The organism is Actinotalea caeni, assembly GCF_009733795.1.
GTDB classification, from domain to species: Bacteria; Actinomycetota; Actinomycetes; order Actinomycetales; family Beutenbergiaceae; genus Pseudactinotalea; species Pseudactinotalea caeni.
The window spans coordinates 258,032-283,513 of sequence record NZ_WNXX01000003.1; the positions used below are offsets into that span (position 1 = coordinate 258,032).

General features: G+C 74.1%; 23 protein-coding genes and 1 tRNA gene. 6 read left to right on the forward strand and 18 right to left on the reverse strand.

The window, feature by feature from the left end; genetic code table 11:
- Position 1: 1 nt before the first annotated feature.
- From atpA to GPA02_RS19520, 8 genes are all read right to left on the reverse strand, one after another.
- Positions 2-1,636 carry a F0F1 ATP synthase subunit alpha gene (atpA, locus tag GPA02_RS04430; protein ID WP_156198631.1) on the reverse strand — a complete coding sequence of 545 codons (1,635 nt, stop codon included), beginning with the start codon at positions 1,634-1,636 and terminating at the stop codon, positions 2-4.
- Positions 1,637-1,680: 44 nt separating this feature from the next.
- Positions 1,681-2,496, reverse strand: coding sequence for a F0F1 ATP synthase subunit delta (locus GPA02_RS04435; protein ID WP_156198632.1), 816 nt, complete (start codon positions 2,494-2,496; stop codon positions 1,681-1,683).
- Entirely contained in the window at positions 2,496-3,077 is a 582-nt protein-coding gene (locus GPA02_RS04440) for a F0F1 ATP synthase subunit B (RefSeq protein WP_156198633.1), read from the reverse strand. The genes GPA02_RS04435 and GPA02_RS04440 overlap by 1 nt, the downstream gene beginning before the upstream one ends.
- Positions 3,078-3,109: 32 nt before the next feature.
- Complete coding sequence (atpE, locus tag GPA02_RS04445; RefSeq protein WP_275689712.1) at positions 3,110-3,325, reverse strand: ATP synthase F0 subunit C; 216 nt, start codon at positions 3,323-3,325, stop codon at positions 3,110-3,112.
- A 74-nt stretch (positions 3,326-3,399) separates the two neighbouring features.
- Positions 3,400-4,083: a F0F1 ATP synthase subunit A gene (atpB, locus tag GPA02_RS04450; RefSeq protein WP_338027480.1), complete on the reverse strand. Its 684-nt coding sequence runs from the start codon at positions 4,081-4,083 to the stop codon at positions 3,400-3,402.
- 309 nt (positions 4,084-4,392) lie between these two features.
- A complete protein-coding gene (locus GPA02_RS04455) occupies positions 4,393-4,977 on the reverse strand; it encodes a Cg1360 family ATP-synthase-associated protein (protein WP_156198635.1) in 585 nt (194 codons plus the stop codon).
- Between the two features lie 19 nt (positions 4,978-4,996).
- Positions 4,997-6,103 (reverse strand): glycosyltransferase family 4 protein, encoded by a 1,107-nt coding sequence (locus GPA02_RS04460; protein WP_156198636.1) that lies wholly within the window; start codon positions 6,101-6,103, stop codon positions 4,997-4,999.
- Positions 6,100-7,245, reverse strand: a complete 1,146-nt coding sequence (locus GPA02_RS19520) for an L-threonylcarbamoyladenylate synthase (protein WP_338027481.1) — start codon at positions 7,243-7,245, stop codon at positions 6,100-6,102. Before GPA02_RS19520 ends, GPA02_RS04460 begins: the two co-directional genes overlap by 4 nt.
- A 480-nt stretch (positions 7,246-7,725) precedes the next feature.
- Between GPA02_RS19520 and GPA02_RS04470 the strand changes: the two genes are divergently transcribed.
- Complete coding sequence (locus GPA02_RS04470) at positions 7,726-8,112, forward strand: VanZ family protein (protein ID WP_204986493.1); 387 nt, start codon at positions 7,726-7,728, stop codon at positions 8,110-8,112.
- On the opposite strand, the gene prmC is transcribed toward GPA02_RS04470, so the two are convergent.
- The 7 genes from prmC to lysA all read right to left on the reverse strand — a co-directional run bounded on the left by prmC (position 8,109) and on the right by lysA (position 16,921).
- A complete protein-coding gene (prmC, locus tag GPA02_RS04475) occupies positions 8,109-8,975 on the reverse strand; it encodes a peptide chain release factor N(5)-glutamine methyltransferase (RefSeq protein ID WP_156198674.1) in 867 nt (288 codons plus the stop codon). The two genes, GPA02_RS04470 and prmC, sit on opposite strands and share 4 nt — an antisense overlap.
- A gap of 71 nt (positions 8,976-9,046) precedes the next feature.
- Complete coding sequence (gene prfA, locus GPA02_RS04480; RefSeq protein WP_156198637.1) at positions 9,047-10,132, reverse strand: peptide chain release factor 1; 1,086 nt, start codon at positions 10,130-10,132, stop codon at positions 9,047-9,049.
- 3 nt (positions 10,133-10,135) lie between these two features.
- Complete coding sequence (gene rho, locus GPA02_RS04485; RefSeq protein WP_156198638.1) at positions 10,136-12,070, reverse strand: transcription termination factor Rho; 1,935 nt, start codon at positions 12,068-12,070, stop codon at positions 10,136-10,138.
- Between the two features lie 180 nt (positions 12,071-12,250).
- Entirely contained in the window at positions 12,251-13,147 is an 897-nt protein-coding gene (gene thrB, locus GPA02_RS04490) for a homoserine kinase (RefSeq protein WP_156198675.1), read from the reverse strand.
- Between the two features lie 22 nt (positions 13,148-13,169).
- The gene (gene thrC / locus GPA02_RS04495; RefSeq protein ID WP_156198639.1) at positions 13,170-14,228 is read right to left on the reverse strand and encodes a threonine synthase; all 1,059 of its coding nucleotides are present in this window, start codon (positions 14,226-14,228) and stop codon (positions 13,170-13,172) included.
- Positions 14,228-15,523, reverse strand: coding sequence for a homoserine dehydrogenase (locus GPA02_RS04500; protein WP_156198640.1), 1,296 nt, complete (start codon positions 15,521-15,523; stop codon positions 14,228-14,230). The genes thrC and GPA02_RS04500 overlap by 1 nt, the downstream gene beginning before the upstream one ends.
- Before the next feature lie 69 nt (positions 15,524-15,592).
- Complete coding sequence (gene lysA / locus GPA02_RS04505) at positions 15,593-16,921, reverse strand: diaminopimelate decarboxylase (protein ID WP_156198641.1); 1,329 nt, start codon at positions 16,919-16,921, stop codon at positions 15,593-15,595.
- A 155-nt stretch (positions 16,922-17,076) separates the two neighbouring features.
- Between lysA and GPA02_RS04510 the strand changes: the two genes are divergently transcribed.
- Together GPA02_RS04510 and GPA02_RS04515 are read left to right on the forward strand one after the other, a co-directional pair.
- Positions 17,077-17,149: transfer RNA gene (locus GPA02_RS04510), tRNA-Arg, on the forward strand.
- Between the two features lie 907 nt (positions 17,150-18,056).
- A complete protein-coding gene (locus GPA02_RS04515) occupies positions 18,057-18,977 on the forward strand; it encodes an aldose 1-epimerase family protein (RefSeq protein ID WP_156198642.1) in 921 nt (306 codons plus the stop codon).
- An 87-nt stretch (positions 18,978-19,064) separates the two neighbouring features.
- Here the strand turns inward: GPA02_RS04515 and GPA02_RS04520 are convergent, their stop codons facing one another.
- The 3 genes from GPA02_RS04520 to GPA02_RS04530 all read right to left on the reverse strand — a co-directional run bounded on the left by GPA02_RS04520 (position 19,065) and on the right by GPA02_RS04530 (position 22,801).
- On the reverse strand, positions 19,065-20,117 hold the full coding sequence (locus tag GPA02_RS04520; protein ID WP_156198643.1) for a M23 family metallopeptidase: 1,053 nt from the start codon (positions 20,115-20,117) through the stop codon (positions 19,065-19,067).
- A gap of 268 nt (positions 20,118-20,385) precedes the next feature.
- The gene (locus GPA02_RS04525; RefSeq protein ID WP_156198644.1) at positions 20,386-21,450 is read right to left on the reverse strand and encodes a hemolysin family protein; all 1,065 of its coding nucleotides are present in this window, start codon (positions 21,448-21,450) and stop codon (positions 20,386-20,388) included.
- A gap of 31 nt (positions 21,451-21,481) precedes the next feature.
- Complete coding sequence (locus GPA02_RS04530) at positions 21,482-22,801, reverse strand: hemolysin family protein (protein WP_204986495.1); 1,320 nt, start codon at positions 22,799-22,801, stop codon at positions 21,482-21,484.
- Positions 22,802-22,968: 167 nt separating this feature from the next.
- Here GPA02_RS04530 and GPA02_RS04535 point away from each other — a divergent pair, with 167 nt between their 5' ends.
- The 3 genes from GPA02_RS04535 to GPA02_RS04545 form a co-directional block, all read left to right on the forward strand.
- Entirely contained in the window at positions 22,969-23,682 is a 714-nt protein-coding gene (locus GPA02_RS04535) for a response regulator transcription factor (RefSeq protein ID WP_156198645.1), read from the forward strand.
- Between the two features lie 37 nt (positions 23,683-23,719).
- Entirely contained in the window at positions 23,720-24,973 is a 1,254-nt protein-coding gene (locus GPA02_RS04540; RefSeq protein WP_240133872.1) for a HAMP domain-containing sensor histidine kinase, read from the forward strand.
- 188 nt (positions 24,974-25,161) lie between these two features.
- Positions 25,162-25,482: 2-oxoglutarate dehydrogenase E1 subunit family protein (locus GPA02_RS04545; protein ID WP_156198646.1), on the forward strand; the 321-nt coding region annotated here is incomplete at its 3' end.

Consider the following 25,482-nt stretch of genomic DNA (forward strand, 5'->3'; position numbering starts at 1 on the left):
CTCAGCCCCGCTTCTGCCGGACGATCTGCTCCTGGTCGATGTCGACGTCCTCCGGCTCCTCGGGCACCTCGTCGCCGACCAGGCTCTGGCCGTCGGAGGCGCGGAAGGTCTGGCGGAACGCGTCGACACCCTTCTCGAGCTCGGCGAGCGTCTCGTCGTCCAGCTTGCCCGTCTCGCGGATCGTGGTGAGCACGTCGCTGTGGCGGCGCAGGTGGTCGATCAGACCCGACTCGAAGCGGCGCACGTCGGCGATCTCGACGTCGTCGAAGTAACCCTTGGTGCCCGCCCAGATCGAGACGACCTGCTCCTCGACCGGGTACGGCGAGTACTGCGGCTGCTTGAGCAGCTCCATGAGCCGCGCACCACGGGTCAGCTGCTGGCGCGACGCCGGGTCGAGGTCGGAGGCGAACATCGCGAACGCCTCGAGCGAGCGGTACTGCGCGAGGTCGATCTTCAGCGTGCCGGAGACCGACTTCATCGCCTTGACCTGCGCGTCACCACCGACGCGGGACACCGAGATGCCGACGTCGACGGCGGGGCGCTGGCCCGCGTTGAACAGGTCCGACTGGAGGAAGATCTGGCCGTCGGTGATCGAGATGACGTTGGTCGGGATGTACGCCGACACGTCGTTCGCCTTGGTCTCGATGATCGGCAGACCGGTCATCGAGCCCGCGCCCAGGTCGTCGGAGAGCTTGGCGCAGCGCTCCAGCAGACGGGAGTGCAGGTAGAAGACGTCGCCCGGGTAGGCCTCGCGGCCCGGCGGGCGGCGCAGCAGCAGCGACACGGCGCGGTAGGCCTCGGCCTGCTTGCTCAGGTCGTCGAAGACGATGAGGACGTGCTTGCCCTGGTACATCCAGTGCTGGCCGATGGCCGAGCCGGTGTAGGGCGCGATGTACTTGAAGCCGGCCGGGTCGGACGCCGGGGCGGCGACGATCGTCGTGTACTCGAGCGCACCGGCCTCCTCGAGAGCACCGCGCACCGAGGCAATCGTCGAGCCCTTCTGGCCGACGGCGACGTAGATGCAGCGGACCTGCTTGCTCGGGTCGCCGCTCTCCCAGTTCGCCTTCTGGTTGATGATCGTGTCGAGCGCGATCGCGGTCTTGCCGGTCTGGCGGTCGCCGATGATCAGCTGGCGCTGGCCGCGGCCGATCGGGATCATCGCGTCGATCGCCTTGAGGCCGGTCTGGAGCGGCTCGTGGACGCTCTTGCGCTGCATGACGCCGGCGGCCTGCAGCTCGAGCGCGCGGCGCCCCTCGGTCTCGATCTCGCCGAGACCGTCGACGGGGTTGCCCAGCGGGTCGACCACGCGGCCGAGGTAGCCCTCGCCGACCGGGACCGAGAGGACGTCGCCGGTGCGGCGCACCTGCTGGCCCTCCTCGATGCCGGCGAACTCGCCGAGCACGACGACGCCGATCTGGCGGACGTCGAGGTTCAGCGCGAGGCCGAGGGTGCCGTCCTCGAAGGTCAGCAGCTCGTTGGCCATCGTGCCGGGGAGGCCCTCGACGTAGGCGATGCCGTCGGCTGCGAGGGTGACGGTGCCGACCTCCTCGCGGGCGCTGGCCGCAGGCTCGTAGGAGCTCACGAAGTTGTCCAGCGCCGTACGGATCTCGTCGGGCTTGATCGTCAGCTCGGTCATCGTCGTGCTCTTTCTTTCGTCAGCAGTGAGGTGAGGTGCCCGGGTCAGCCTGCGAGGCGCCGGCGGGCGAGGTCGAGTCGGGCTGCGATGGTCGCGTCCACGACCTCGTCGCCCACCTGGATGCGGAAACCGCCGACCACGGCGGGGTCGACCGCGACGTTCATCTGCACGTCACGGCCGTAGGCCTTGGCGAGCGTCTCGGCGAGACGCTCCTGCTGCGCCTGCGTGAGCGGCGTCGCGGCCGTCACCACGGCGACGAGCTGGCGGCGCCGGGCGGCGGCGAGCTCGCTGATCCGGTTGAGCGCCGCGGTGAGGCTGCGGGCGCGCAGCGAGCGCACGGCCCGGGTGACGAGGGCGAGCGTCTCCTCGCCCACCTTGCCGCCCAGCACCGAGGTGAGCAGCTCGACCCGACGCTCGGGCGACGCGTCGCGGTCGCCGAGGGCGAACCGCAGGTCGCGGTTCTCGGCGAGGAGCCGGGTGATCCGGAAGACCTCCTCCTCCACGCGCGTCAGCTCGCCCTTGGCGTCGGCCGCCGCGAGGTAGGAGACGATCGCGAGCTCCTCGACGGAGTCGGCGAGGTCGCCGTCGGCGGACCAGCGGGACCGGGCCATTCCCGACACGAGGTCGAGCACCGGCTCGGCGACCTTGCCGCGGAGCAGCTCGGCCGCGAGCGCGGCCTTCGCCTCGCCGTCGCGGGTGGGCTCGGTCAGTGCGCGGCGCAGCCCGGCGGAACGGTCGAGCGCGTCGACGACGGCGAACAGCTGCCCGCCGTAGCCCGCCGCGTCCGCACCTGCCTGCCGCAGGACCTGCTCCCAGGCCTCGCTGGCGTTGCGCAGGCTCGCCTGGCTGGTCGCGCGCATCAGCCCTGGTCCGCTTCGGTGTCGGCGGTCGCGGCCGCGGGCTGCGGGGTCCCGTCGAGCCCGGCGTCGAGCTCCTCGAGGAACCGGTCGATGACCCGCGACTGGCGCGCCTCGTCGGCGAGGGACTCACCGACGATCCGGGACGCGAGCTCGGTGGCGAGGCCACCGACCTCCTCGCGGAGCGACACGACGGCCGCTGCCCGCTCGGCCTCGATCTGACGGTGCGCGGTCTCGATGATGCGGGCGGCCTCGGCCTGCGCCTTGGCGCGCGCCTCGGCCACGATGGCGGCGCCGTCGGCGGTCGCCTCCTCCTTGATGCCGGCAGCGACCGTCCGGGCCTCGTCGAGCTCGGCCTTGGTCTGCGCCTTGGCCTCGGCGGCCTCGGCCTGGACCTTCTCGGCCAGCGCGATGCCGCCCTCGATCTTCGCGGCCCGCTCGTCGAGGATCGCGTTGAGCTTCGGCAGCAGGTACTTGAAGAAGAAGACCGCGATGATCGCCGTCACCAGCAACGACCAGAACCAGTCGTAGACCGGCGGGATGAAGATGCCGATGCCTGTGGGCGTTTCGTGTGCAGTCGTCATGAGGACTCCGTCCGGGGGCTGCCTGCCGTGGCTCAGAACAGGAAGCCGGCGACCAGGCCGAGCAGCGCGAGCACCTCGATGAGGCCCGCACCGATGAGCATGTTGGTGAACAGACGGCCGGCGACCTCGGGCTGGCGCGCGATGGCCTGCTGGGTCTGGCCGATCATGATGCCCATGCCGACGCCGGGGCCGATCGTGGCGAGGCCGTAGCCGATGGTGGCGATGTTGCCAGCGATGGAGTTCTCCACAGTTTTCTCTCTTCCTAGGTGGCGCTCGGGTTGAGCGTCATCGGGGGCGTGGGGGTCGGTACCCGACTCGGGGCTCAGTGCCCGTCGTCGAGCGCGAAGTTCAGGTACACGGCGGACAGCAGGGTGAAGATGAACGCCTGCAGGCCCGCGACGAACACCTCGAACAACGTGATCGCGATGCCGGCCGCGAACGTCAGCGCCCCGAGGGGCTTGAGCACCGCGTCCGCGTAGAGGAACAGCGTGTGGGTGCCGACGAAGCACAGCACGAGCATGATGTGGCCGGCCATCATGTTGGCCACGAGCCGCAGCGCGAGCGTCACCGGGCGGATGACGAAGACCTGCAGCGCCTCGATCGGGATCAGCAGGATCAGCATCGGCCACGGCACGCCCGACGGGACGAGCGAGTTCTTGAGGTAGCGGCCGACGCCGTGCGTGCGGGAGCCGACCACGAGGTAGGTGATGAACACCCAGATCGCCAGCAGCGCGGGCAGACCCATCCGCGAGGTGCCCGCGATGTTGAGGAACGGCACGACACCGGCGAGGTTCATCGCCAGGATCGTGAAGAAGATGACCGTGAACATGCCGACGAACGGCTTGGCGCGCTCCTTGCCGAGCGTCTGCTCGACGATCTGGACGCGCACGAAGTCCAGCGCCATCTCGACGGCGCTCTGGCCACGGCCCGGGACGAGCTTGGCCTTGCGGACGGCGAGCCACAGCAGCAGCAGCAGCGCGCCGGTGACGATCAGCCGGACGAACATGATCCGGTCGAGGGCCCACCAGTCCCCCTCCTGGCCCCAGATGTAGGGGTAGGGGAAGAAGTCCTCGATCGACGGCAGGTGAGGCGCCCCGCTGCTGGACTCCTCAGCGAGGACGGGGGCGGTGCTCTGGCTCGTGGACAGCGTGCACTCCTGCGGGTCGTGGGCACGGGCGCACCCGCGCTCTCACGCGGAGTGCAACCACCGAGATGATCGTCAGCGGGCTACGTCGATCGTAGCCGCGTCGAACCGTGCTCCGGCGGGCGGGATCTGGCTAGAACCCTACCGGATCCCGACACCAGGTCGGACCGCTCAGGCCGCCGAGGAGGGACCTGTCGGGGGCTCGTTGTCGCCGTCGGAGGCCTCGCGGGCGGCGTCCTGCCGCGGTTCGCCGTCGGCCGGGGTGGTCCCGGCGCCCTCGGCGGGCTGGGTTGTGACCCTGCTCACGTCGCCCGTGGTGGCCTCGACGGCGGGGATGCGGGCCGTCGCGACCGAGTACATCTCGATGGCGACGGCGCCCAGCAGCACGATCACCAGGGTCCCGAAGAACACCCCGCGGTGGTAGAAGGTCTGCTCCCGCAGCCACAGCATGACGACGACGACCAGCGCCATCTTGACCAGCCATCCGCCCACGAGCACGATCTGCAGCAGCTCGGGGCCGCGGCCGGCGAGGAACCGCAGCGTGGCGACCGTGGTGAACGTGAACACCAGCCCCAGGCCGGCGGCGAGCAGCGCACCCCAGACGCCGGGGCCGCCGGCGACGAGCAGCCCGACCACCACGCCGAGCACGGCGGCGCCTGCGGTGAGCAGCAGCAGCCGCCGCTGCACCGTGCGGAACAGCGTGAGCATCGCCTCGGTGCGCACGGGCGGGTCGTTGAACATGACGGGGCCGGTCATGGGGTCCAGTGTCCCAGGCTCAGCGGGTGAGAGCGCCGATGCGCTTGCGGGGCAGCCACAGCGTCGCGAGCACCGCGACCGCGACGCCCGCGGCGCAGACGACGACGGCCGCGGTGACCGGGAGCACGGCGAACGACACGGCACCGAAGGCGATCACCGCCGTCCAGACGTACATGATGAGCACCGCGCGGCGGTGGCTGTGGCCGAAGTCGAGCAGCCGGTGGTGCAGGTGCATCCGGTCGGGGTGGAACGGCGACTTGCCCGCGAGCACGCGCCGCACGACGGCGAGCCCCATGTCGAGCAGCGGCAGCACCAGCACCGCGAGGGGCAGCAGGATCAGCAGGATCGCGGGCACCCCGATGCTCACCTCGACGGTGCCGGGGTTGATCTGGCCGGTCACGAGGATCGACGCGGCGGCCATCGTCAGGCCGAGGAACATCGCGCCGGAGTCGCCCATGAAGATCCGGGCCGGGTGGAAGTTGTGCGGCAGGAAGCCCAGGCACGCGCCGACGACGCACGCCATGACGACGGTCGCGATGTTCGAGTACTCGGTCTGCGTCTGCGTCGTCAGGATGTAGGTGTAGGCGAAGAACGCCGTGCCGCCGATCGCGATCACCCCGGCGGCGAGCCCGTCGAGACCGTCGACGAAGTTGACGGCGTTGATCGCCGTGACGACGACGAGGATCGTGACGACGAGCGAGAGCCGTGACGAGCCGATCGTCAGCCCGAACACCGGGAACTGCACGAGCTGCACGCCCTGCCAGGCCATGAACCCCGCGGCGAGGATCTGGCCGACCATCTTCGTCAGCCAGTCGAGGTCCCAGATGTCGTCGGCGACGCCGAGCACGCACACGAGGGTCGCGGCGCCCAGGATCGACCACGGCAGCGACTCGTCGGCGCCGCTGAACACCGGTTCGAGGAACGGCATCCGGGAGGCGATGACGAGGGTCGCCGCCATCCCGGCGAGCATGGCGACGCCGCCCAGCCGCGGCACCGGCGTCGTGTGCACGTCGCGCGCACGGACCGGTGTGACCGCGTGCGTGCGGCGCGCGAGCACGCGCGCGAGCGGGGTCGCCAGGTAGGTGACCGCTGCCGCGATCGCCATCAGCAGGAGGTAGATCCTCACGGCTCGGGCGTCTCCACGGGGGTCTCCTCGGCCGCCGGGGCCGTGCGGGGACGGCGGGCACGACGCGGGGCCGGGGACGTCTCGGCCGCCTCGGCCTCCGCTGCCTCGGCGGCCTGGGCGACGGCGTCGGCCCGCGGGCGCGGCTTGCGCGCGCGGACCGGCCGCGCGGCAGCCTCGTCACCGGCGCTGGACCCCTCCGACGCCGCGGCCGTGGTGCGCGGCTTGCGCGGCGCCCGAGCCGGCTTCGCCGAGGGCTGCTCCCCCGCGTCGGTCTCCCCGCCCTCCTTGGTGGTGGCGGCCGCGGTACCGGCCTTCGCGCGCGACGTGCGCGCCGGGGCGGGTGCCTTCGGGGCGGCCGCCGCGGCGTCCGCCGCTGCGTCGTCGGTGGCCGTGTCGTCGGTGGCGGTCGCGGCGGTCGTACCCGCGTCGGCGATCGTCTCGCCGGCGGTGCCGTCGGCGCCCGCCTCCTCGGCACCGAGCCGGTCTACCGCGGACTCCTCGGCCTCGGGCTCGTCGGCGTCGGCCAGGCCGAGCTCCTCGGCGCTGAGCGCGCCGGCGCGGACGATCCGCATGGTGGGTCCGGTGGCGTCGACGATCGTGGAGGCGACGCCGCCGGGGGCGGGGCCGCCGTCGAGGTAGACGCGCACCGAGGAACCGAGCATGTCGGCGGCCTCCTGCGCCGTCGTGGCCGCAGGCGAGCCCGAGGTGTTGGCGCTGGAGACGGCGAGCGGCCCGGTGCGCTTGAGGACGGCGAGCGCGAGCTCGTGGTCGGGCATCCGCAGCGCGACCGTGCCGCGGGTCTCGCCGAGGTCCCACTGCAGCGAGGGCTGGGCCTTGAGGATGATCGTGAGCGGCCCGGGCCAGAACCTCGTGGCGAGCTCGCGCGCGTCGTCGGGGATGTCGTCGGCGAGCCCGTCCATCGTGCGGACGTCGCCGATGAGGACGGGCGGCGGCATGTCGCGGCCGCGCCCCTTGGCGTCGAGGAGGGCCTGCACGGCCTCGCGCTTGAACGCGTCGGCGGCGATGCCGTAGACGGTGTCGGTCGGCAGCACGACGAGCCCACCCGCGGCCAAAGCCCGTGTCGCCTCGTCGACGTGCGGCCACCAGGTGGCGTCGTCGGTGCAGTCACGCAGCACAGTCACGCCCGCGATCCTCCCACGCGCGCCACCCCGCTCGTCGCCTGCACCGGCCCCACCCCCTCACGCCGGACTCCTACGGCGCGACCTCGCACGTCTCCCTCGAGCTCGCACGTCTCCGTCGAGTTCGCACGTGTCCGCCGAGTTCGCACCGTGCACGGTACGAACTCGGCACCACGGTGCGAACTCGGCGAGGCCCACCCCCACGAGCGAGCGACCGCGCCCGCGAGCGGGGCGAGGGGTGGGACGGGCGGCGATGGCTGGCCTGGCGGGAGCCGCGAGGAACGAACGGCGGATGGGTCTCGCCGCGCATCCCACCCCTCGCCGCCGCCGTCGCGCACCGGTCGCCACCGGCCCCGAGTTCGCACTGTCCCGCCGAGTTCGCACCGTGCACGGTACGAACTCGGCGCACAGGTGCGAACTCGGCGAGCGCACCGCAGCGTGCGCGGAGGTCGGGGACGCGTCGGGCGCCCGTAGGATCCTCGGGTGCCCACCGCGACCACGACCCCCACGCGCGAGTCGCGCGGCGCGGCCGTCACCGTGCTGGCGTGGGTCGCGTTCGGCGTCGCGGTCGCCGTCAACCTGTACGGCCTCTACGCGCCGGCACAGCCGGGCCCGCCGACGCCGCCGGGCACGGACAAGGTCGCGCACCTGGTGAGCTTCGCGCTCGTCATGGGCACCGGCCTGGTCGCGGGCGTGCGGGCACTGCCGCTGAGCGCCGTGCTCGTCGTGCACGCGGTGGTGTCGGAGGTGCTGCAGGGCGCGGTGCTGCCCGAGCGGTCGGCCGATCCGCTCGACGTCGTCGCGGACCTGGCCGGCGTCGCGCTCGGGTGGCTCGTCTGGCGGGGCGTGCGCCGGCTGCGACGCCGCTAGCGCGCGCGGCGCGCCCGCAGGTACCGGTCGCGCCCGGTGAGGTCGCGCTCGGTGGCGACGTCGGTGAAGCGGCCCTCGGCCTCGGCGAGCGCGCGGGTACCGGCGCCCTGGACGTCGGCGTGCTCCATGACGAGCAGGCCGCCGGGTCGCAGCAGCCGCGCGGCGGCCTCGACGACGGCGCGCGGCAGGCTCAGCCCGTCGGGACCACCGCCGTAGAGCGCGAGGTCGGGGTCGTGGTCGCGCACCTCGACCTCGAGCGGGACGGCGTCGGGCGGGATGTAGGGCGGGTTGGAGACGACGACGTCGACCGCGCCGTCGAGGTCGCCCAGCAGCGCCGGGTCGCGCACGTCGCCGGCCTCGACCCGGACCGGGTGCGCCCCGAGCCCGGCGGTGTTCTCGCGGGTGAGCTCGACCGCCTCGGGCGAGGCGTCGACGGCGACCACGCGTGCCGGCGTCTCCTGCGCCACGGCGGCCGCGATGGCGCCGCTGCCCGTGCAGAGGTCGACGACGAGCGGGGTGCCGCCCGCGGCGGCGAGCCGCTGCGCCTCCTCGATCGCCGCACCGGCGACCACCTCGGTCTCGGGCCGCGGCACGAACACACCGGGGACGACGCGCAGCGTCACCCAGCGGAAGGTGGTCCGGCCGAGGATGTGCTGCAGCGGCTCGCGGGCGCGGCGGCGTCGCACCGCCTCGGCCATCGCCGCGACGACGTCGGCCGTGACCGGCGGCGGCATGACCAGCTCCAGCCGTGGCACGCCGAAGGCGTGCGCGGCGAGCGCGAGCGCGTCGTGCCGGGGCGAGGACACCCCGGCCGCTGCGAGCACCTCGGTCGCGGCGTCGACCAGCTCGCGCGCGGTCGGCAGCCGGGTCGCCCGCTCGCCGTCGGCCGTCGCGTCGGGGCCGCTGCCCCGCGTGCCGCTCGCGTCGCTGCCGCTCACTCGGAGGTGGCGCCGAGCCGCTCGGCCTCGTCCATCGCGATCGCCGAGGCGATCACCGGGCCGAGGTCGCCGTCGAGCACGGCGTCGAGGTTGTAGGCCTTGTAGCCGGTGCGGTGGTCGGCCACGCGGTTCTCGGGGAAGTTGTAGGTGCGGATGCGCTCGGAGCGGTCGACCGTGCGCACCTGCGAGCGGCGCTGCTCGGCGGCGGCCGCCTCGGCCTCCTCCTTGCGGGCCGCGAGCAGCCGGGCGCGCAGCACCCGCATCGCCGCCTCACGGTTCTGCAGCTGCGACTTCTCGTTCTGCATCGACACGACGATGCCGGTCGGCTCGTGGGTGATGCGGACGGCGGAGTCGGTCGTGTTGACGCTCTGCCCGCCCGGGCCCGACGAGCGGAAGACGTCGATGCGCAGGTCGTTGGGGTCGATCTCGATCTCGCCCTCGTCCTCCGCCTCCGGCAGCACGAGCACGCCCGCGGCGGAGGTGTGGATGCGGCCCTGCGACTCGGTGACCGGTACCCGCTGCACGCGGTGCACGCCGCCCTCGTACTTCAGGTGCGCCCAGACGCCCTCGGCCGGTTCGACGGCGCCGCGGGACTTGATCGCGACCGAGACGTCCTTGTACCCGCCCAGGTCGGACTCGGTGGCGTCGAGCACCTGGGTCGCCCAGCCCTGCCGCTCGGCGTAGCGCAGGTACATGCGCAGCAGGTCGCCCGCGAACAGCGCGGACTCCTCGCCGCCCTCGCCCGCCTTGATCTGCAGGATGACGTCGCGCGCGTCGTCGGGGTCGCGGGGCACGAGCCGGGAGCGCAGCGTCTCGGCGGCGGCGGCCACGGCCGCCTCCAGCTCGGGCAGCTCGGCCGCGAAGGAGGCGTCCGAGGCGGCGAGCTCGCGGGCGGTCTCGGCGTCGTCCGCCGCGCTGCGCCACGTGCGGTAGGCGGCGACGACGCCCCGCAGCTCGGCGTAGCGGCGGCCCAGCTGCCGGGCGCGCGCCTGGTCGGCGTGCACCGCCGGGTCGCCGAGTGCTCGCTCGATCTCGGCGAACTCGGCGAGCAGCGGCTCCGCCGCCGCGAACTGCTCGCTCACGGGTCAGGCCAGCGGGTCGCCGTCGGTGCGGCTCACCGACAGCAGCAGCTCGGCGTTCGACCCGGTCTGCCGCACCCGGGTGAGCAGCCGCTCAAGGGCGGGCCGCGGCTCCAGGTCGGTGAGGGCGTTGCGGAGCTTGCGCACCGCCGCGAGCTCGTCGGGCGTGAGCAGCAGCTCCTCGTGGGCGGTGCTCGACGACGTGGGGTCGACCGCGGGGAACAGGCGGCGGTCGGCGAGCGCACGGACCAGCCGCACCTCCGCGCTCCAGGTGCCGCCGAGCTCCTCGAAGATCGCCTCGTCGACGGCGGAGCCGGTGCCGACCGAGGCCGTCGCCACGATCGTCAGCGAGCCGCCGTTCTCGACGTTGCGCGCGGCGCCGAAGAAGCGCTTCGGCGGGTAGAGCGCGCCGGCGTCGACGCCGGTGACGAGCTGGCGGCCGGACGGCGGCGCGGCCACGTTGTAGGCACGAGCCAGCCGGGTCAGCGAGTCGAGCAGGATGACGACGTCCTGGCCGAGCTCGACCAGTCGCTTGGCGCGCTCGATGGCGAGCTCGGCGACCGAGGTGTGGTCGGCGGCGGGCCGGTCGAACGGGGACGCGATGACCTCGCCCTGGACCGAGCGCTGCCAGTCGGTGACCTCCTCGGGGCGGCCGTCGACCAGCACGACCATGAGGTGCACCTCGGGGTGGTTGGTCGTGATCGCGGTCGCGAGCTGCTGCAGCGTGGCGGTGGCGCCCGCGCGCGGCTCGGTGACGACGAGCGCACGCTGGCCCTTGCCGAGCGGGGCGACGAGGTCGACGACACGTCCGGTGGTCTCGCGGGCACCGGTCTCCAGGCGCAGCCGCTCCTCCGGGTGCAGCGGGGTCAGCTCGCCGAACTCGGGACGGCTGACCGCCTCCTCGACCGGCGCGCCGTTGACCGTGTCGAGCCGCACGAGCGCGTTGAACTTCTGGCGCTGGCTCTCGCCCTCGCGGGGCTGCCGGACGGCGCCGGTGACGGCGTCGCCGCGGCGCAGGCCGGCCTTCTTCACCTGGCCGAGGGAGACGTAGACGTCGCTCGCGCCCGGCAGGTAGCCGCTGGTGCGGACGAACGCGTAGTTGTCGAGCACGTCGAGGATGCCGGCGACCGGCACCAGCACGTCGTCCTCGAGGATCTCGACCTCGTCCTCGGTGCCGGCAGCACCCTCGCGACCGGTCTGACGGCGCTTGCGGTCGCGGTAGCGGTCGCGCCCGCGACGCCGGCGGCCGGGACGCTCGTCGTCGCCGTCGTCGTCGCTGTCGTCGCGCTGGTCGTTGCCGCCGTTGCCGCTGCCCTGCGGGCGGGTCGCGCGGCGGGCGTTGCGGCCGGGCTCCTCGCGCCGCTCGGTCGGCTCCGGGAAGTGGATGATCTCGTCGAGCGAGGCCAGCTTCTGGTCGGCGTCCGCACCCTCGTCGCGCTGCTGGGCCTGCTCACGCTGCTGGGCCTGCTCACGCTGGCGGCCCTGCTGCCGGTCACGCTGGCCGCCGTCGCGCTGCTGGCCCTGCTCACGCTGCTGGCGGCCCTGCTGGTCGCCGCCGCGCTGCTTGCGGCCACCCTGGCGGTCGCCGTCGCGCTGGCCCTCACGCGCCTGGCCCTCACGCGCCTGGCCCTCACGTGCCTGGCCCTCGCGCGCCTGACCGCCCTGACCCTCCCCCGCGGGCTCGGCGGAACGCGTGCGCTCGGCGCGCGCCGGACGCTCCTCGTCGCCGAGGGCGAGCGGCGGCGTCTGCGCGGTCGGCTCGGCGGCGCGCGGGCGCTGACCGTTGGCGCGCCGTCGCTCCCGGATGGCCTCGACCAGCTCGGGCTTGCGCATCTTCGAGATGCCCTTGATGCCCAGACGGGTCGCGAGCTGCTGCAGCTCGGGCATGCGCAGGTCGGACAGGGACGCCTGCGCGGGCGCGGACTCGGTGGTGTCGGTCACGACGGTCCTTCGCGGAGTTGGGTGCTGACGCGGCTACGCGTCGGTGATGATCGAGAATCGACAGCGGCCTCGGCGCGAGCACGCCTGCACGACTTGTCGAGGTCCGACCCTACCAGCCGGGATCCCGCCGATCCGCACCAGCGCGCGGACGCCGGGCGGGGGCTGCGGTGAGCGACCGGGTCACCGGGTGAGCACGACTCCGTCGGTGTCGACGGCGAGCTGGTGGGCGGTCCAGCCCGGTCCGGCGGCCTCGGCGACGGCGGCGCCGCCCTCGCCGGTGTGCAGCACCAGCACGGTCGGCCCGGCGCCGGAGACGACGGCGGCGTGTCCGAGATCACGCAGCCGCTCGACCAGCGCGACCGACGCCGGCATGACCGGGGCGCGGTAGCGCTGGTGCAGCCAGTCCTCGGTGGCCTCGAGCAGGAGGTCCGGGCGCTGTGAGAGCGCCAGCACGAGCAGCCCGGCACGCCCGGCCGTCGCGGCCGCCTCGGCGTGCGGTACCCGGTGCGGCAGCGTCGCCCGGGCGCGGGTCGTCGAGAGCCGCTCCTGCGGCACGAGCGCGGTCGCGACGAGGCCCTCGACGACGTCGAGGCGCACGGCGCGCGGGTCCTCGGTGCCGCCCCAGGCGATCGTCGCCGAGCCCAGCAGCGCCGCGGCGGCGTTGTCGGGGTGGCCCTCGAACTCGGTGGCGAGCCGCAGCACCGTGTCGTCGTCGAGCCCCTCGGGCTCGCTCACGAGCGAGCGGGCCGCGACGAGGCCCGCCACCGTCGCGGCGGCGCTGGAGCCGAGGCCGCGACCGTGCGGGATCGCGTTCGTGCAGCGCAGCGACAGCCCCACCTGGGAGGCGCCGACGTGGTCCAGACCGGCGCGGATCGCGCGGACGACGAGGTGGTCCTCGCCGTCGGGCACCTCGCCGGCACCCTCGCCCTCGACGTGGACGCTCGTGCCGCCGGCGACGGCGTCGACGACGATCGTGTCGTGCAGCGCGAGCGCGAGCCCGAACGCGTCGAAGCCCGGGCCGAGGTTCGCGCTCGTCGCGGGGACCCTGACGACCGCGTGGTCGGCCACCAGACGCACCATGCCGCTGCCCCGCCGTCGCCTAGAGGTCCAGCGCGCGGACGGTGTCGGCGACGTCGGTGCCGACGACCTCCGGCTCGACCTCGCGGCTGCCCAGCGCGGTGGCGGTGTCCTTGAGGCCGTTGCCGGTCACGGTGCAGACGACGACGGCACCCGCCGGCACCTCGCCGGCCTCGGCGCGCGCGAGCAGCCCGGCGACGCTGGCGGCGGAGGCGGGCTCGACGAACACGCCCTGCTCGCGCGCGAGCAGCGCCTGGGCGTCGAGGATCTCGGCGTCGGTGACGGCGTCGATGCGACCGCCGGACTCGTCGCGCGCGGCGACCGCGAGGTCCCACGACGCAGGGTTGCCGATGCGGATGGCGGTCGCGATCGTCTCGGGGAACTCGATCGGCTCGCCCTTGACGAACGGCGCCGCACCCTCGGCCTGCACGCCCCACATCCGGGGCAGCCGGGTGGCCGGACCGTCGGCGGCGTACTCGCGGTACCCCATCCAGTAGGCGGAGATGTTGCCCGCGTTGCCGACCGGCAGCACGTGGATGTCGGGTGCGTCGCCGAGCACGTCGACGACCTCGAACGCGGCGGTCTTCTGGCCCTGCAGCCGGTAGGGGTTGACCGAGTTGACGAGCGCGACCGGGTAGGCGTCGGCAAGCTCGCGCACGATCCGCAGGCAGTCGTCGAAGTTGCCGTCGACGGCGATGAGCCGCGCGCCGTGCACGACCGCCTGCGCGAGCTTGCCGGCGGCGATCTTGCCGGCGGGCAGCACGACCGCGCAGCCGAGGCGCGCGCGGGCGGCGTAGGCGGCGGCCGAGGCGGAGGTGTTCCCGGTGGAGGCGCACACGACCATCTCGGTGCCGGCGGCGAGGACCTTGGTCATCGCCATCGTCATGCCGCGGTCCTTGAAGGAGCCGGTGGGGTTGGCGCCCTCGACCTTGACGTGCACGCGCGCGCCGGTTCGCTCCGACAGCGCGGGCGAGAACAGCAGCGGCGTGCCACCCTCGCCGAGGGTGACGACCTCCTCGCCGTCGGAGACCGGGAGCCTGTCCGCGTACTCGGCGACGACGCCGCGCCAGGGGGTGGCCATCAGCTTCCTTCCACACGCAGGACCGAGGTGACCCGGAGCACCGGGTCGAGCTCGGCGATGTCGGCGACCGCGGCCGCGAGCGCGGCCTCGGTCTGTCGGTGGGTCACGAGCACCAGCCCGGCGGCACCCTCGCGGGTGACGACCTGGCGGAGCTTCTCGACCGAGACGTCGTGCGCGGCGAACGCGCGGGCGATGTCCGCGAGCACCCCCGGGCGGTCGGCGACGTCGAGCCGCACGAGGTAGCGGGTGCTGACGGTCGCGGGGTCGACGACCGGCAGCGCGGCGTAGCGCGACTCCACGGGCGGGCGGGCGCCGGAGGTGCGCAGCCGGGCGGCGCTGACGAGGTCGCCGAGGACGGCGCTCGCCGTCGGGCGGCCACCGGCGCCGGCGCCGTAGAACATCAGGGTGCCGGCGGCCTCGGCGTCGACGACGACCGCGTTGTACGCGCCGTGCACGCCTGCCAGCGGGTGGTCGTGGGCCACGAGCGCGGGGTGGACGCGGACCGCGAGGCCGCCGTCGCCGCGCTCGGCGATCGCGAGCAGCTTGATCGTGTAGCCCATCGCGGCCGCGGCCTCGATGTCGTCGGGCGTGATGTCGGTGATGCCGGTGACCGGCACGTCGGCCTGCGCGACCCGGCTGTGGAACGCGAGCGAGGCGAGGATCGCGGCCTTGGCGGCGGCGTCGTGACCGCCGACGTCCGCGGTCGGGTCGGCCTCGGCGTAGCCGAGCTCCTGGGCGCGCGTGAGCACGTCGGCGAAGTCGCTGCCCTCGCGGGTCATCTCGTCGAGGATGAAGTTGGTGGTGCCGTTGACGATGCCGAGCACGCGTGTGATGCGGTCGCCCGCGAGCGACTCCCGGATGCCCCGCACCACCGGCACCGCACCGGCGACGGCGGCCTCGAAGAACACGCCGGCACCAGCGGCCTCGGCCGCCTCGTAGAGCTCGGGGCCGCTGGTCGCGAGCACCGCCTTGTTGCCGCTGACGACCGTCGTCCCGGCCGCGACGGCCCGGGCGAGCAGGTCGCGCGCGGGCTGCACGCCGGCCAGCAGCTCGACGACGACGTCGCTGCCTGCGACGACCGCCTCGGCGTCGGTGGTGAGCAGCTCACGCGGCACCACGGGGTCGCGCTCGGTCTCCAGGGAGCGCACGGCGATGCCGCTCAGCTCCAGCCGGACACCGGCACGCTGACTCAGCTCCTCGGCGTGCGCGAGCAGCAGCCGGACCACCTCGGTCCCGACCGTCCCGCAGCCGAGCAGCCCCACACGCAGCCGCGAGGGCGGCCCGGACTCGCTCATCGGGACCCAGGATAGGGGGCCTCGCGAGGGCGCCCGACGCCGTCCCACCCTCCGGCCGGGGCCCCGCGGTCAGCCGAGGTCGAGGGCGAGGAGGTCGTCGATCGTCTCGCGTCGCACGATCTCGCGGGGCTCGCCGTCGCCGACGGCGACGACGCCCGGGCGGGGCAGCTGGTTGTAGCTGCTCGCGAGGCTGCGCCCGTAGGCGCCGGTGACCGGGACCGCGAGCAGGTCGCCGGCGCCGATGTCGCCGGGCAGCATGACGTCGCGGACGACGATGTCGCCGCTCTCGCAGTGCTTGCCGACCACGCGCGAGAGCCGCGGCGGTGCGTCGGAGGTGCGCGAGGCGATCGCGGCGGTGTAGACGGCGTCGTAGAGGATCGTGCGGATGTTGTCACTCATGCCGCCGTCGACCGAGACGTAGACGCGCTCGCCGCCGTCGTCGAGCCGGACGGGCTTGACGGTCCCGACCCGGTACAGGGTGGTGACGGCGGGTCCGACGAGCGCACGGCCGGGCTCGAACGACAGCGCGGGGACGGGGGTGCCGAGCTCGCGGGCGGCCGCGGCGACCTCGCCGACGAGGGCGGCGACGACGTCGGGCACGGGCGGGGCGTCGTCGTCGGGCGTGTAGGCGACGCCGAAGCCGCCGCCGAGGTCGAGCTCGCCGAGCAGCACACCGCCCTCGGCCGCGACCTGGGCGCGGAGGCGGAGCAGCGCCCGCGCGGCGGTGACGAACCCGTCGGTGGCGAGGATCTGGCTGCCGATGTGGGAGTGCAGCCCGAGCAGGTGCAGCTCCGGGGTGGCGAGGATCCGGTCGATCGCCTCGCGGGCGGCGCCGGTGGCGAGCGAGAGGCCGAACTTCTGGTCCTCGTGCGCGGTCGCGATGTGCTCGTGGCCGCCGGCGTGCACACCGGTGGTGACGCGGACCATGACGGGGGCCACGACCCCGGCGGCACGGGCGCGCTCGGCGACGAGGTCGATCTCGGGCAGGGAGTCGATGACGAGGCGGCCGACGCCGTGCGCGAGCGCGGTGTCGATCTCCTCGACGGACTTGTTGTTGCCGTGCAGCCCGATCGCCTCGCCGGGCACGCCGGCGCGGAGCGCGGTGACGAGCTCGCCGAGGCTGGCGGTGTCGACACGGAGGCCCTCGGCGTGCGCCCAGCGCAGCACCGCGGTGGCGCTGAAGGCCTTGCTCGCGTAGTAGATCGCGACGGGGACGCCGTGCTCGGCGCCGGCGCGCTCGGCGGCCTCGCGGACCTCGCGGCAGCGGGAGCGGAGGTCGGCGACGTCGAGGACGTAGGAGGGCGTCCCGAACCGGTCGGCGAGCTCGTGGGCGCGACGACCGCCGATGGTCAGCCCGCCGTCGTCCCACGTCGAGGTCCGCGACCAGGGTGACGACATGCTGGGCTCCTCCGGGACGGGCGACGGCGTGCGCCATCCTAGGTGGGCGTCGTCACGGTGCCCGAGGCCGTCCACGGGCTCACGCCGGATCGATCTGGGGCCCGAGGGCTGGTAGGCTCGCCGATCGGTCCGGACGCCCGCCGTCCGTCGACCTCGCCCCTGTAGCTCAGTGGATAGAGCGTCTGCCTCCGGAGCAGAAGGTCGCTGGTTCGAATCCAGTCGGGGGCACCGAGCTTGCGAGGTGCCATCCGACTGGATGACGGGAGCCGGAGCCCGCGTGCGAGGAACGAGCACGCGGATCCGGCGGCTCCAGTCGGGGGCACCGAACGTAGTGAGGTGCCGCCCGACGGGATGACGGGAGCCGGAGCCCGCGTGCGAGGAACGAGCACGCGGATCCGGCGGCTCCAGTCGGGGCAGCACTCCACATCCACGGAGCCCAGCACGGGCGCGAGGAACGAGCGCCCGCCTGGGCGGCGCGACAGCGCCTCTGCGCACAAGGAACGCCCGCAACCGGGGACGCCACCCGCACCCACCGCGCCGCCCGCTCCCCCACCCAGCACCACGCCCGTCCCCGCGAACTCGTACCTGCGTGCCGAACGCGTACGGTGCGCGCTACGAGCTCGGCACCCAGCTACGAGTCGGCGCACCGGGCACTCGCCGCCCGACCCGCCGGGCGCACCCGGCACTCGCCGTCCGCACCCAGCACCACGCCCGTCCCTGCGAGCTCGTACCTGCGAGCCGAACTCGTACGGTGCGCGCTACGAGCTCGGCACCCAGCTACGAGTCGGCGCACCGGGCACTCGCCGCCCGACCCGCCGGGCGCACCCGGCGCTCGCCGTCCGCACTCCGCACCACGCCCGTCCCGCGAACTCGTACCTGTGTGCCGAACTCGTACGGTGCACGCTACGAGCTCGGCACACAAGTACGAGTCGGCGCACCGGGCACTCGCCGTTCGACCCGACCGGCGCGCACGGCGCGTCCGCACCCGGCGCTCACCGCCCGCACCCGGCGCTTGCCACCCCGCGATCGCCGGCCGGCGCTCGTCCGACCCGGCCCGCCGCGCACCGAGCCGCCGACGGGGCCACCAGGTGGGCGCGAGAGGCACCCAGCCGCCGCCGCCCGCTAGCCTCGCCGCGTGACCACAGCATCTCCGCTCACGGGACGTCAGCTCACCCTCGTCGCCGGTGACGACCGCGCGGTCGTCACCGAGGTCGGTGCGAACCTGCGTGAGTTCACGGTCGGCGGCCGCGACGTCGTCGTCGGGTTCGGTGAGCACGAGCTGCCGCCCGCCTCGAACGGTGCGGTGCTGGTGCCGTGGCCGAACCGGGTCCGCGACGGCCGGTACACGTGGGACGGCGTCGAGCGCCAGCTCCCGATCACCGAGCCCGCGCGCGGCACCGCGCTGCACGGCCTGGTGTGCTGGGAGCGCTGGGACGTCGTCCGCCACGACGACGCCGCCGTCACGCTCGCCCTCGACACGGTCCCCCAGCCGGGCTACCCGTTCCCGCTGCACGTCGAGATCACCTACGCGCTCGACGGCGCGGGCGGCCTCGACGTCACGCTGACCACGACCGCGACCGGTGACGTGGCGGCGCCCTACGGTGTCGGCTTCCACCCGTGGCTCTCCCCCGGGCCGGGCAGCCTGGACGACGCCGTGCTGCAGCTCGACGCCGAGTCCTGGGTCCCGACCGACGAGCGGCTGCTGCCGACCGGCGTGGAGCCGCTGCCGGAGCGGTTCGACTTCCGCGAGCCGCGGCGGCTGGGCAGCACCGACCTCGACGACGCGTTCGTCGACGCCACGCGCGACGCCGACGGGCTGTCGTGGCTGCGGCTGCGCGGCACCGACGGGCGGACGGCCGCGGTGTGGATGGACTCCTCGCTGAGCTGCTGGCAGATGTGCACCGGCGACCACGTGGCCGCCGAGGCCGCGCGGCGGACCGGGCTGGCCGCCGAGCCGATGACGTGCATCGCCGATGCCTTCCGCACCGGCGAGCGGCTGATCACGCTCGAGCCGGGCGACGCCCACACCGTGCGGTGGGGGCTGCGGCTGCTCTGAGCCGCTCGCTGCACGGCGCGGCGCACGCGAACCCGGGGTACCAGGGCACGAGGGCACCACGGCCCCGTCGCGGTCGGTGCTGCGGCCTCAGCCGGCGGCGCAGGCCAGGTTCTCGGCGGTGAGCGGAGCGGCGTCGTGCTCCTCGAGCCACACCGCCGGGTCGACCGTGGTGAAGTCCTCGTTCACGTGCACCTCGAGGTGCAGGTGCGGGCCGGTGGAGTTGCCGTGGGAGCCGACCTGGCCGATGACCTCGCCCGCGCTCACGCGCTGGCCGACGTCGACGAACACACCGTTCGGGTACATGTGGATGTACCAGGTCCAGAACTTCTCGCCGTCGATCTCGTGCTCGAGCACGATGATCATGCCGCTGCGGCCGCCGAGGCCGAACCCGGTGTAGGTGACCTCGCCGGCGGCGACGGCGTGGATCGGCGTGCCCTCGGGGGCCGCCATGTCCAGACCCTCGTGCTTGCCGCCCCAGCGGTAGCCGTAGCGCGAGGTGATGCGGTAGTTGCCCGACAGCGGCATCATGATCTGGACCGGCTCGGTCGTCGCGCCGGCGGCGACCTGGCCGTTGGCCTCGAGCTCGGAGCTGCCGCACTGGAGCACGTCGCGGCCCTCGGTGCGGCCGGTCGTGAGCAGCGTGCGCGCCGTCGCGAGCGGGTCCGCGGCGAAGGAGGTGTCGAACGCGTCGGTGCCGGTGTTGGGCTCGGCGGTCAGCACGTCCAGCGCGCTGCTCGCGACGAACGCCGACGGCGAGGGGGTGCTGCTGCCCGGGAGCGCGGCCCCGCTGAGCGGGATGCCGGTGGTCACCGCCGCGAGCGTCGCCAGCAGGGCGCCACGGCCGAGCAGGCGCGAGGAGCGCGAGCGGGCGCCGTCGGTGCGACCGGCGGGGCGCGAGGGGGTGGGCCGGGCCGCCGGGCGGGCCTCCGCGGGCGGGAGGCTCGGCGGCGTCACCGGCCGCGGGGAGGCAGCAGTCGGCACGCTCGCCGGGGCGGCGTCACGGGCGCTGCGCGTGTCGTCGGTGCGCTTCTGCGCGGGGCGGGGTCGCCGAGCCCCACGTGCGGCGGCGCGCCTCTCGGCCTCGCGCAGCGCACGACGGGTCGGGAACGCCGGCTCGGCGTTCTCGATCTGCTCAGTCAACGATCAGGCTCCGTCAGAAGGGTGGACAACAGGATGCGGTTGTGCGTGCCCGTCCCCCATGGCGGACTCGATGTCACGGAAACGTAACGGATATCCGGCTGCGATCCAAGCGCCCGGAGAGCGATTGCCACAGGTTCTTCACCGGACGTGTGAACCGCGTCATGCGAGATGGCGCGAGGAGCAGGATGCCACGGCCCGACGGCGTCCCGGGACCGGTCCCAGCCGGCGCGTCGGCCACGGAGCCCGCTCGCGCGCACCCGACCCCGGGTCACCGGCGCGGCATCTGGTCGCGCTGCATGAGGTCGCGGACCTCGCCCACCAGCTCCTCGAGGATGTCCTCGAGGAACACGACGCCGGCCACGGGGCCGTCGGCGCCCGGGGTGTCCGACACCAGCGCGAGGTGCGCGCCGTCGGCCTGCATGCTGCTGAGCACGGTCTCCACCTCGTCCGAGGGCTGCGCCACCGACATCGGGCGCACCCGCCACGTCGGCACCGGCGCGGCGCGCTGCTCGGGCGTGGCGGCGTAGAGCACGTCCTTGATGTGCAGGTAGCCCACCGGCCGGCCGTTCTCGTCGACCACGGGGAAGCGTGAGAACCCGGTCCGCGCGACCGCCTGCTCGACGTCCTCGGGCGTCGCCCCCATCGGCACGGTCGTCAGCTCCTCGAGGCCGACCATGACGTCACCGGCGGAGGCCTCGGAGAACTCGATCGCGCCCGTGATCAGTCCCACCTCGTCGTCGAGGACACCCTCGGCGCGGGAGCGCTCGACGATCGAGGCGACCTCCTCGGCGGTGAACGCGGCCGCCACCTCGTCCTTGGGCTCGACGCCGATCATGCGGAGCACGATGTTGGCGATCCAGTTGAGCAGCCGGATGACCGGCGAGGCGACCCGGCTGATCCACACCAGCGGCGGCCCGAACCACAGAGCCGCGCGCTCCGGCGTCGACACCGCGAGGTTCTTCGGCACCATCTCGCCCAGCACCACGTGCAGGTAGACGACGAGCGAGAGCGCGAGCGCGAAGCCGACGGCGTGCGCGGCCTCCGCCGGGGCGCCGAGCCCCAGCAGCGGGCCCTCGACCAGGTGCGCGAGCGCGGGCTCGGCGACGACACCGAGCCCGGTCGAGCAGACCGTGATCCCCAGCTGCGCGCACGCGAGCATGAGCGACACGTGCTCCATCGCCCACAGCACGGTCTTGGCGCCGCGCACGCCCTGCTCGGCCAGCGGCTCGATCTGCGAGCGCCGCGCCGACATGATCGCGAACTCCGCACCGACGAAGAACGCGTTCGCCGCGAGCAGCACGAGCCCGACGAGCAGCCCCGCTCCCGAGCTCATGAGACGCCTCCGTCGCGTCTGCCGCCGTCGGTCATGACTCGTCCTCGCCGTCGTCGGGCTCCAGGGCGGTCACGCGGATCGACTCCACGCGCCGGCCGTCCATGCGCTCGACGCGCAGCCGCACACCCGGGACGTCCACCTCGTCCCCGGGCTCGGGCAGCCGGCCGAGCACGGTCATGACCAGGCCGCCGAGCGTCTCGTACGGGGCCTCGTCGGGGACCTGGAGACCGGTCTCGTGGAACAGCTCGTCGGGGCGCAGCGTGCCCGCGACGACCCAGGTGTCCGCACCGCCCTGGCGCACGGGTCGACGGCGGGGGTCGTGCTCGTCGGCGACCTCGCCCACGAGCTCCTCGACGACGTCCTCCAGCGTCACCGCGCCGGAGGTGCCGCCGTACTCGTCGACGACGATCGCCATCTGGTGGCCGAACTCGCGCAGCTCGAGCAGCAGCGGCGCCAGCCGGATGGTCTCCGGCACCCGCGGGGCGTCGTCCATGAGGGCGCCGACCGGGACCTTGTCACGGCGGTCGAAGGGCACCGCCACCGCCCGGCGCAGGTGCACGAGACCGACGACCTCGTCCGGCGAGTCCTCGATGACCGGGAACCGGGAGTGCCCGGTCGCGCGCGCCCGCGCGACGACGTCCGCCGCGGAGTCGCCCGGCGCGAGCGTCGCGAGCCGCATCCGCGGCGTCATGACGTCGACGGCGGTCAGCGACCCGATCCCGATCGAGCGGGTCAGCAGCGTCGCGGTGCTCGTGTCCAGCGTCCCGGCCTCGGCGGAGTGCCGCACGAGCGCCGCGAGCTCGGGCCCGGAGCGTGCACCGCTGAGCTCCTCGCGCGGCTCGACGCCGAAGCGGCGCAGCACGCCGTTCGCGGAGGCGTTGAGCCCGTTGATGACCGGCCGCAGCGCGGTGGTGAACCCGCGCTGCAGCGGTGTGATGAGCCCGGCGACCCGCATCGGCTCGGAGATCGCCCAGTTCTTGGGGATCAGCTCGCCGAACACCATCGAGAAGGTGTTGACGAGCACGAGGCTCGCGGCGACGGCGACCGCGGTCGCGACGGTCTCGGCGACGGCCGAGGACAGCGCCGCGGTCAGCAGGTTCGCGATCGCGGACTGCATCGTGTAGCCGAGCAGGATCGTCGTCAGCGTGATGCCGACCTGGGCACCCGAGAGCTGCGTCGACAGCTCGCGCAGCGCCTTGGCGACCCCGACGGCGCGCTTGTCACCCGCCGCGACGCGGCGGTCGACGGCGCCCGGGTCGAGCGCCACGAGCGAGAACTCGGAGGCGACGAAGACGAACGTGCCGGCGGTGAGCACGACACCCAGCAGGACGAACAACCAGTCGGTGATCACGCACGATCTCCGACCGGTTCGGTATGGCCACTCTCCATGGTGGCGCACACTCTAACGGGCGTTGATGACGGCGGCACGGGAACCTCCCGGGTTCCTGCTCAGGGCTGTGCCACAGTTGTGCGCATGACCGACCACGCCACGCCCAGCGGCGGAGACGAGGCACGCCGATGAGCTCGTCGGCACCGGTGGTGCTCGTCGTCGAGGACGAGCCCGAGATCGCCACCCAGATCGTGCGCCGCCTCGAGGCGGAGGGCTGGACCGCGCACACCGTCGGTGACGGCCCCGCGGGCGTGGAGGCCGCGACCACGCTGCGCCCCGACCTGGTGGTGCTCGACGTCATGCTTCCCGGCATCGACGGCCTCGAGGTGTGCCGCCGCATCCAGGCCCAGGGCGCGGCCGAGGGCCGCCCGGTGCCGCCGGTGCTCATGCTCACCGCGCGCGACGACGAGACCGACCTGCTCGTCGGGCTCGGCGTCGGCGCCGACGACTACATGACGAAGCCGTTCTCGATGCGGGAGCTGGTGGCGCGGCTCAAGGTGCTGCTGCGCCGCGTCGAGCGGGCCCGCACGGTGACGCCGGCCGGCGAGGGCGAGCCCCCGCTCGTGCTCGGCGACCTCACGATCGACCGCGCCGCTCGCCGCGTGTTCCGCAACGACGTCGAGGCGCACCTGACGCCGACCGAGTTCGACCTCCTGGTGTGCCTGGCGTCCTCGCCGCGCACCGTGCTCTCCCGCGAGCGGCTGCTCGCCGACGTGTGGGACTGGGCCGACGCGTCGGGGACCCGCACGGTCGACTCCCACATCAAGGCGCTGCGGCGCAAGCTCGGCCCTGAGCTGATCCGGACGGTCCACGGCGTCGGGTACGCGCTCGAGCCCGCCTGATGACCTCCCCGGGACCGCGCCGTCGGAGCGGTCGGCGATGAGCAGCGGCAACGAGCGGTCGCGGATCCGGCACGCGCGTGACGAGCCGTCCTGGCGCAACCCGTTCCCCGACACGATGCTCGACCTGCGCCCGCTCGACCCGGTGCGCTCGCTCAAGGGCAAGCTGATCGTCATCATCGCGGCGACCGCCACGATGTACATGCTCGTCACCTGGATCGGCGACCGGCTGTTCGGGCTGGGGGTGCTGCGCACCTTCCCGCTGGCGCTCGTGTGCTCGCTGGTCGTCACGCAGGTGCTGGCGCGCGGCATGACCAGGCCGCTGCGGGAGATGACGGCGGCCGCCCGCGCGATGGCGCGCGGCGACTACTCGATCCGGGTGCGCACGAACAGCCGTGACGAGGTGGGCCAGCTGGCCGCCGCGTTCAACTCGATGGCGGCCGACCTCGACCACCTGGACGCGCAGCGGCGCGAGATGGTCGCCAACGTCAGCCACGAGCTGCGCACCCCGGTCGCGGCACTCCGTGCGCAGGTCGAGAACATGGCGGACGGCGTGATCGAGCCCGACACGGAGGCCCTCGAGGCCACCCTCGTGCAGATCGAGCGGCTGTCCCGGCTGATCGCCTACCTGCTCGACCTGTCGCGGGTCGAGGCCGGCGCGGCCGACCTGCACGTCGCACCGCTGGCGGTGGAGCCGTTCCTCGAGAACATCGTCGCCGAGGCGCGCGGCGCGTCCGCGCGCCACGACCTGCGGTGGCGCGTCGAGACCCGGCCGGAGGACCTGGTCGTCATGGGCGACGAGGAGCGGCTGCGCCAGGTCGTGTCGAACCTGCTCGACAACGCGTCGCGGCACTCCCCCGACGGCGGCACGGTGACGCTGCAGGCCTACGAGACGCACGGCTACGTCGTCATCGACGTCATCGACGAGGGCCGCGGCATCCCCGAGGCCGAGCGCGACCACGTGTTCGGCCGGTTCGCACGCGGCAACACCCCGGGGCAGACCGGGTCCAGCACCGGGGGCACCGGGCTCGGGCTGGCGATCGCACGCTGGGCGGTCGGGCTCCACGAGGGCACGATCGGCGTCATCGACCCGCCGCACGGCGTCGGGACCCGGATCCGGGTGCGTCTGCCCGCCGCGGGCCCGCGCGGCGTCGGCACCGCGCGACAGGACACGGACCGGGCCGGCGCGCCGGCGGCCGAGCCGGCTGCCCGACCCCTCGACGGCCCGCCCGCCGGGGCGGTCGACGACCGCCCTGCCGACGGCGACGCGACCACCGGCACCGACCGCGTCTGAGCCGCCGCGACCCCGCCCGGGCGAGGCACGCCTGACCCGCGGTTGACCGGGGTTTGACCCGACGCCGTCGGCGACGCCGAATCCGGCGTGCCACACGGGTGAAACACGGTGCCGGTTCGGGTTGGAGCGCCAGTGTGTGACAACCTGGGAGCACACATCCGCAGGGTTGAGGGAAGAGGCGACGTCGCGTGTCCGCACCGACCGCTGGTGAAGGGGCAGCCGGGCACTCCGGCGCGGCCACCTTCGGTGGCAACGAATGGCTGATCGAGTCTCAGTACGAGGCGTTCAAGAGCGACCCGGAGTCGGTCGGTGAGTCGTGGCGGGAGTTCTTCGCCAGCTACACCCCGCCCTCGGCGGCACCCGCCTCGAACGGCGCGGCGACGGCGTCGGAGCCGACGGCCGACGAGGCGCCGACGCCGCGGGCCGAGCCCGCCACGTCCGCACCCGACGGCGGCACCTCCGCCGGCCGGGCGGCGCCCGAGTCCCGCCCGCGCGGCGGCAGCGGGGCG

Bases quoted from the DNA above. Each gene is read 5' to 3' on its own strand.
- atpA (WP_156198631.1), bottom strand. From the start codon at position 1,636: ATGACCGAGCTGACGATCAAGCCCGACGAGATCCGTACGGCGCTGGAC.
- GPA02_RS04435 (WP_156198632.1), bottom strand. From the start codon at position 2,496: ATGCGCGCGACCAGCCAGGCGAGCCTGCGCAACGCCAGCGAGGCCTGG.
- GPA02_RS04440 (WP_156198633.1), bottom strand. From the start codon at position 3,077: ATGACGACTGCACACGAAACGCCCACAGGCATCGGCATCTTCATCCCG.
- atpB (WP_338027480.1), bottom strand. From the start codon at position 4,083: ATGTTCGTCCGGCTGATCGTCACCGGCGCGCTGCTGCTGCTGCTGTGG.
- GPA02_RS04455 (WP_156198635.1), bottom strand. From the start codon at position 4,977: ATGACCGGCCCCGTCATGTTCAACGACCCGCCCGTGCGCACCGAGGCG.
- thrC (WP_156198639.1), bottom strand. From the start codon at position 14,228: ATGGCCACCCCCTGGCGCGGCGTCGTCGCCGAGTACGCGGACAGGCTC.
- GPA02_RS04500 (WP_156198640.1), bottom strand. From the start codon at position 15,523: ATGAGCGAGTCCGGGCCGCCCTCGCGGCTGCGTGTGGGGCTGCTCGGC.
- lysA (WP_156198641.1), bottom strand. From the start codon at position 16,921: ATGTCGTCACCCTGGTCGCGGACCTCGACGTGGGACGACGGCGGGCTG.
- GPA02_RS04525 (WP_156198644.1), bottom strand. From the start codon at position 21,450: ATGAGCTCGGGAGCGGGGCTGCTCGTCGGGCTCGTGCTGCTCGCGGCG.
- GPA02_RS04535 (WP_156198645.1), top strand. From the start codon at position 22,969: ATGAGCTCGTCGGCACCGGTGGTGCTCGTCGTCGAGGACGAGCCCGAG.
- GPA02_RS04540 (WP_240133872.1), top strand. From the start codon at position 23,720: ATGAGCAGCGGCAACGAGCGGTCGCGGATCCGGCACGCGCGTGACGAG.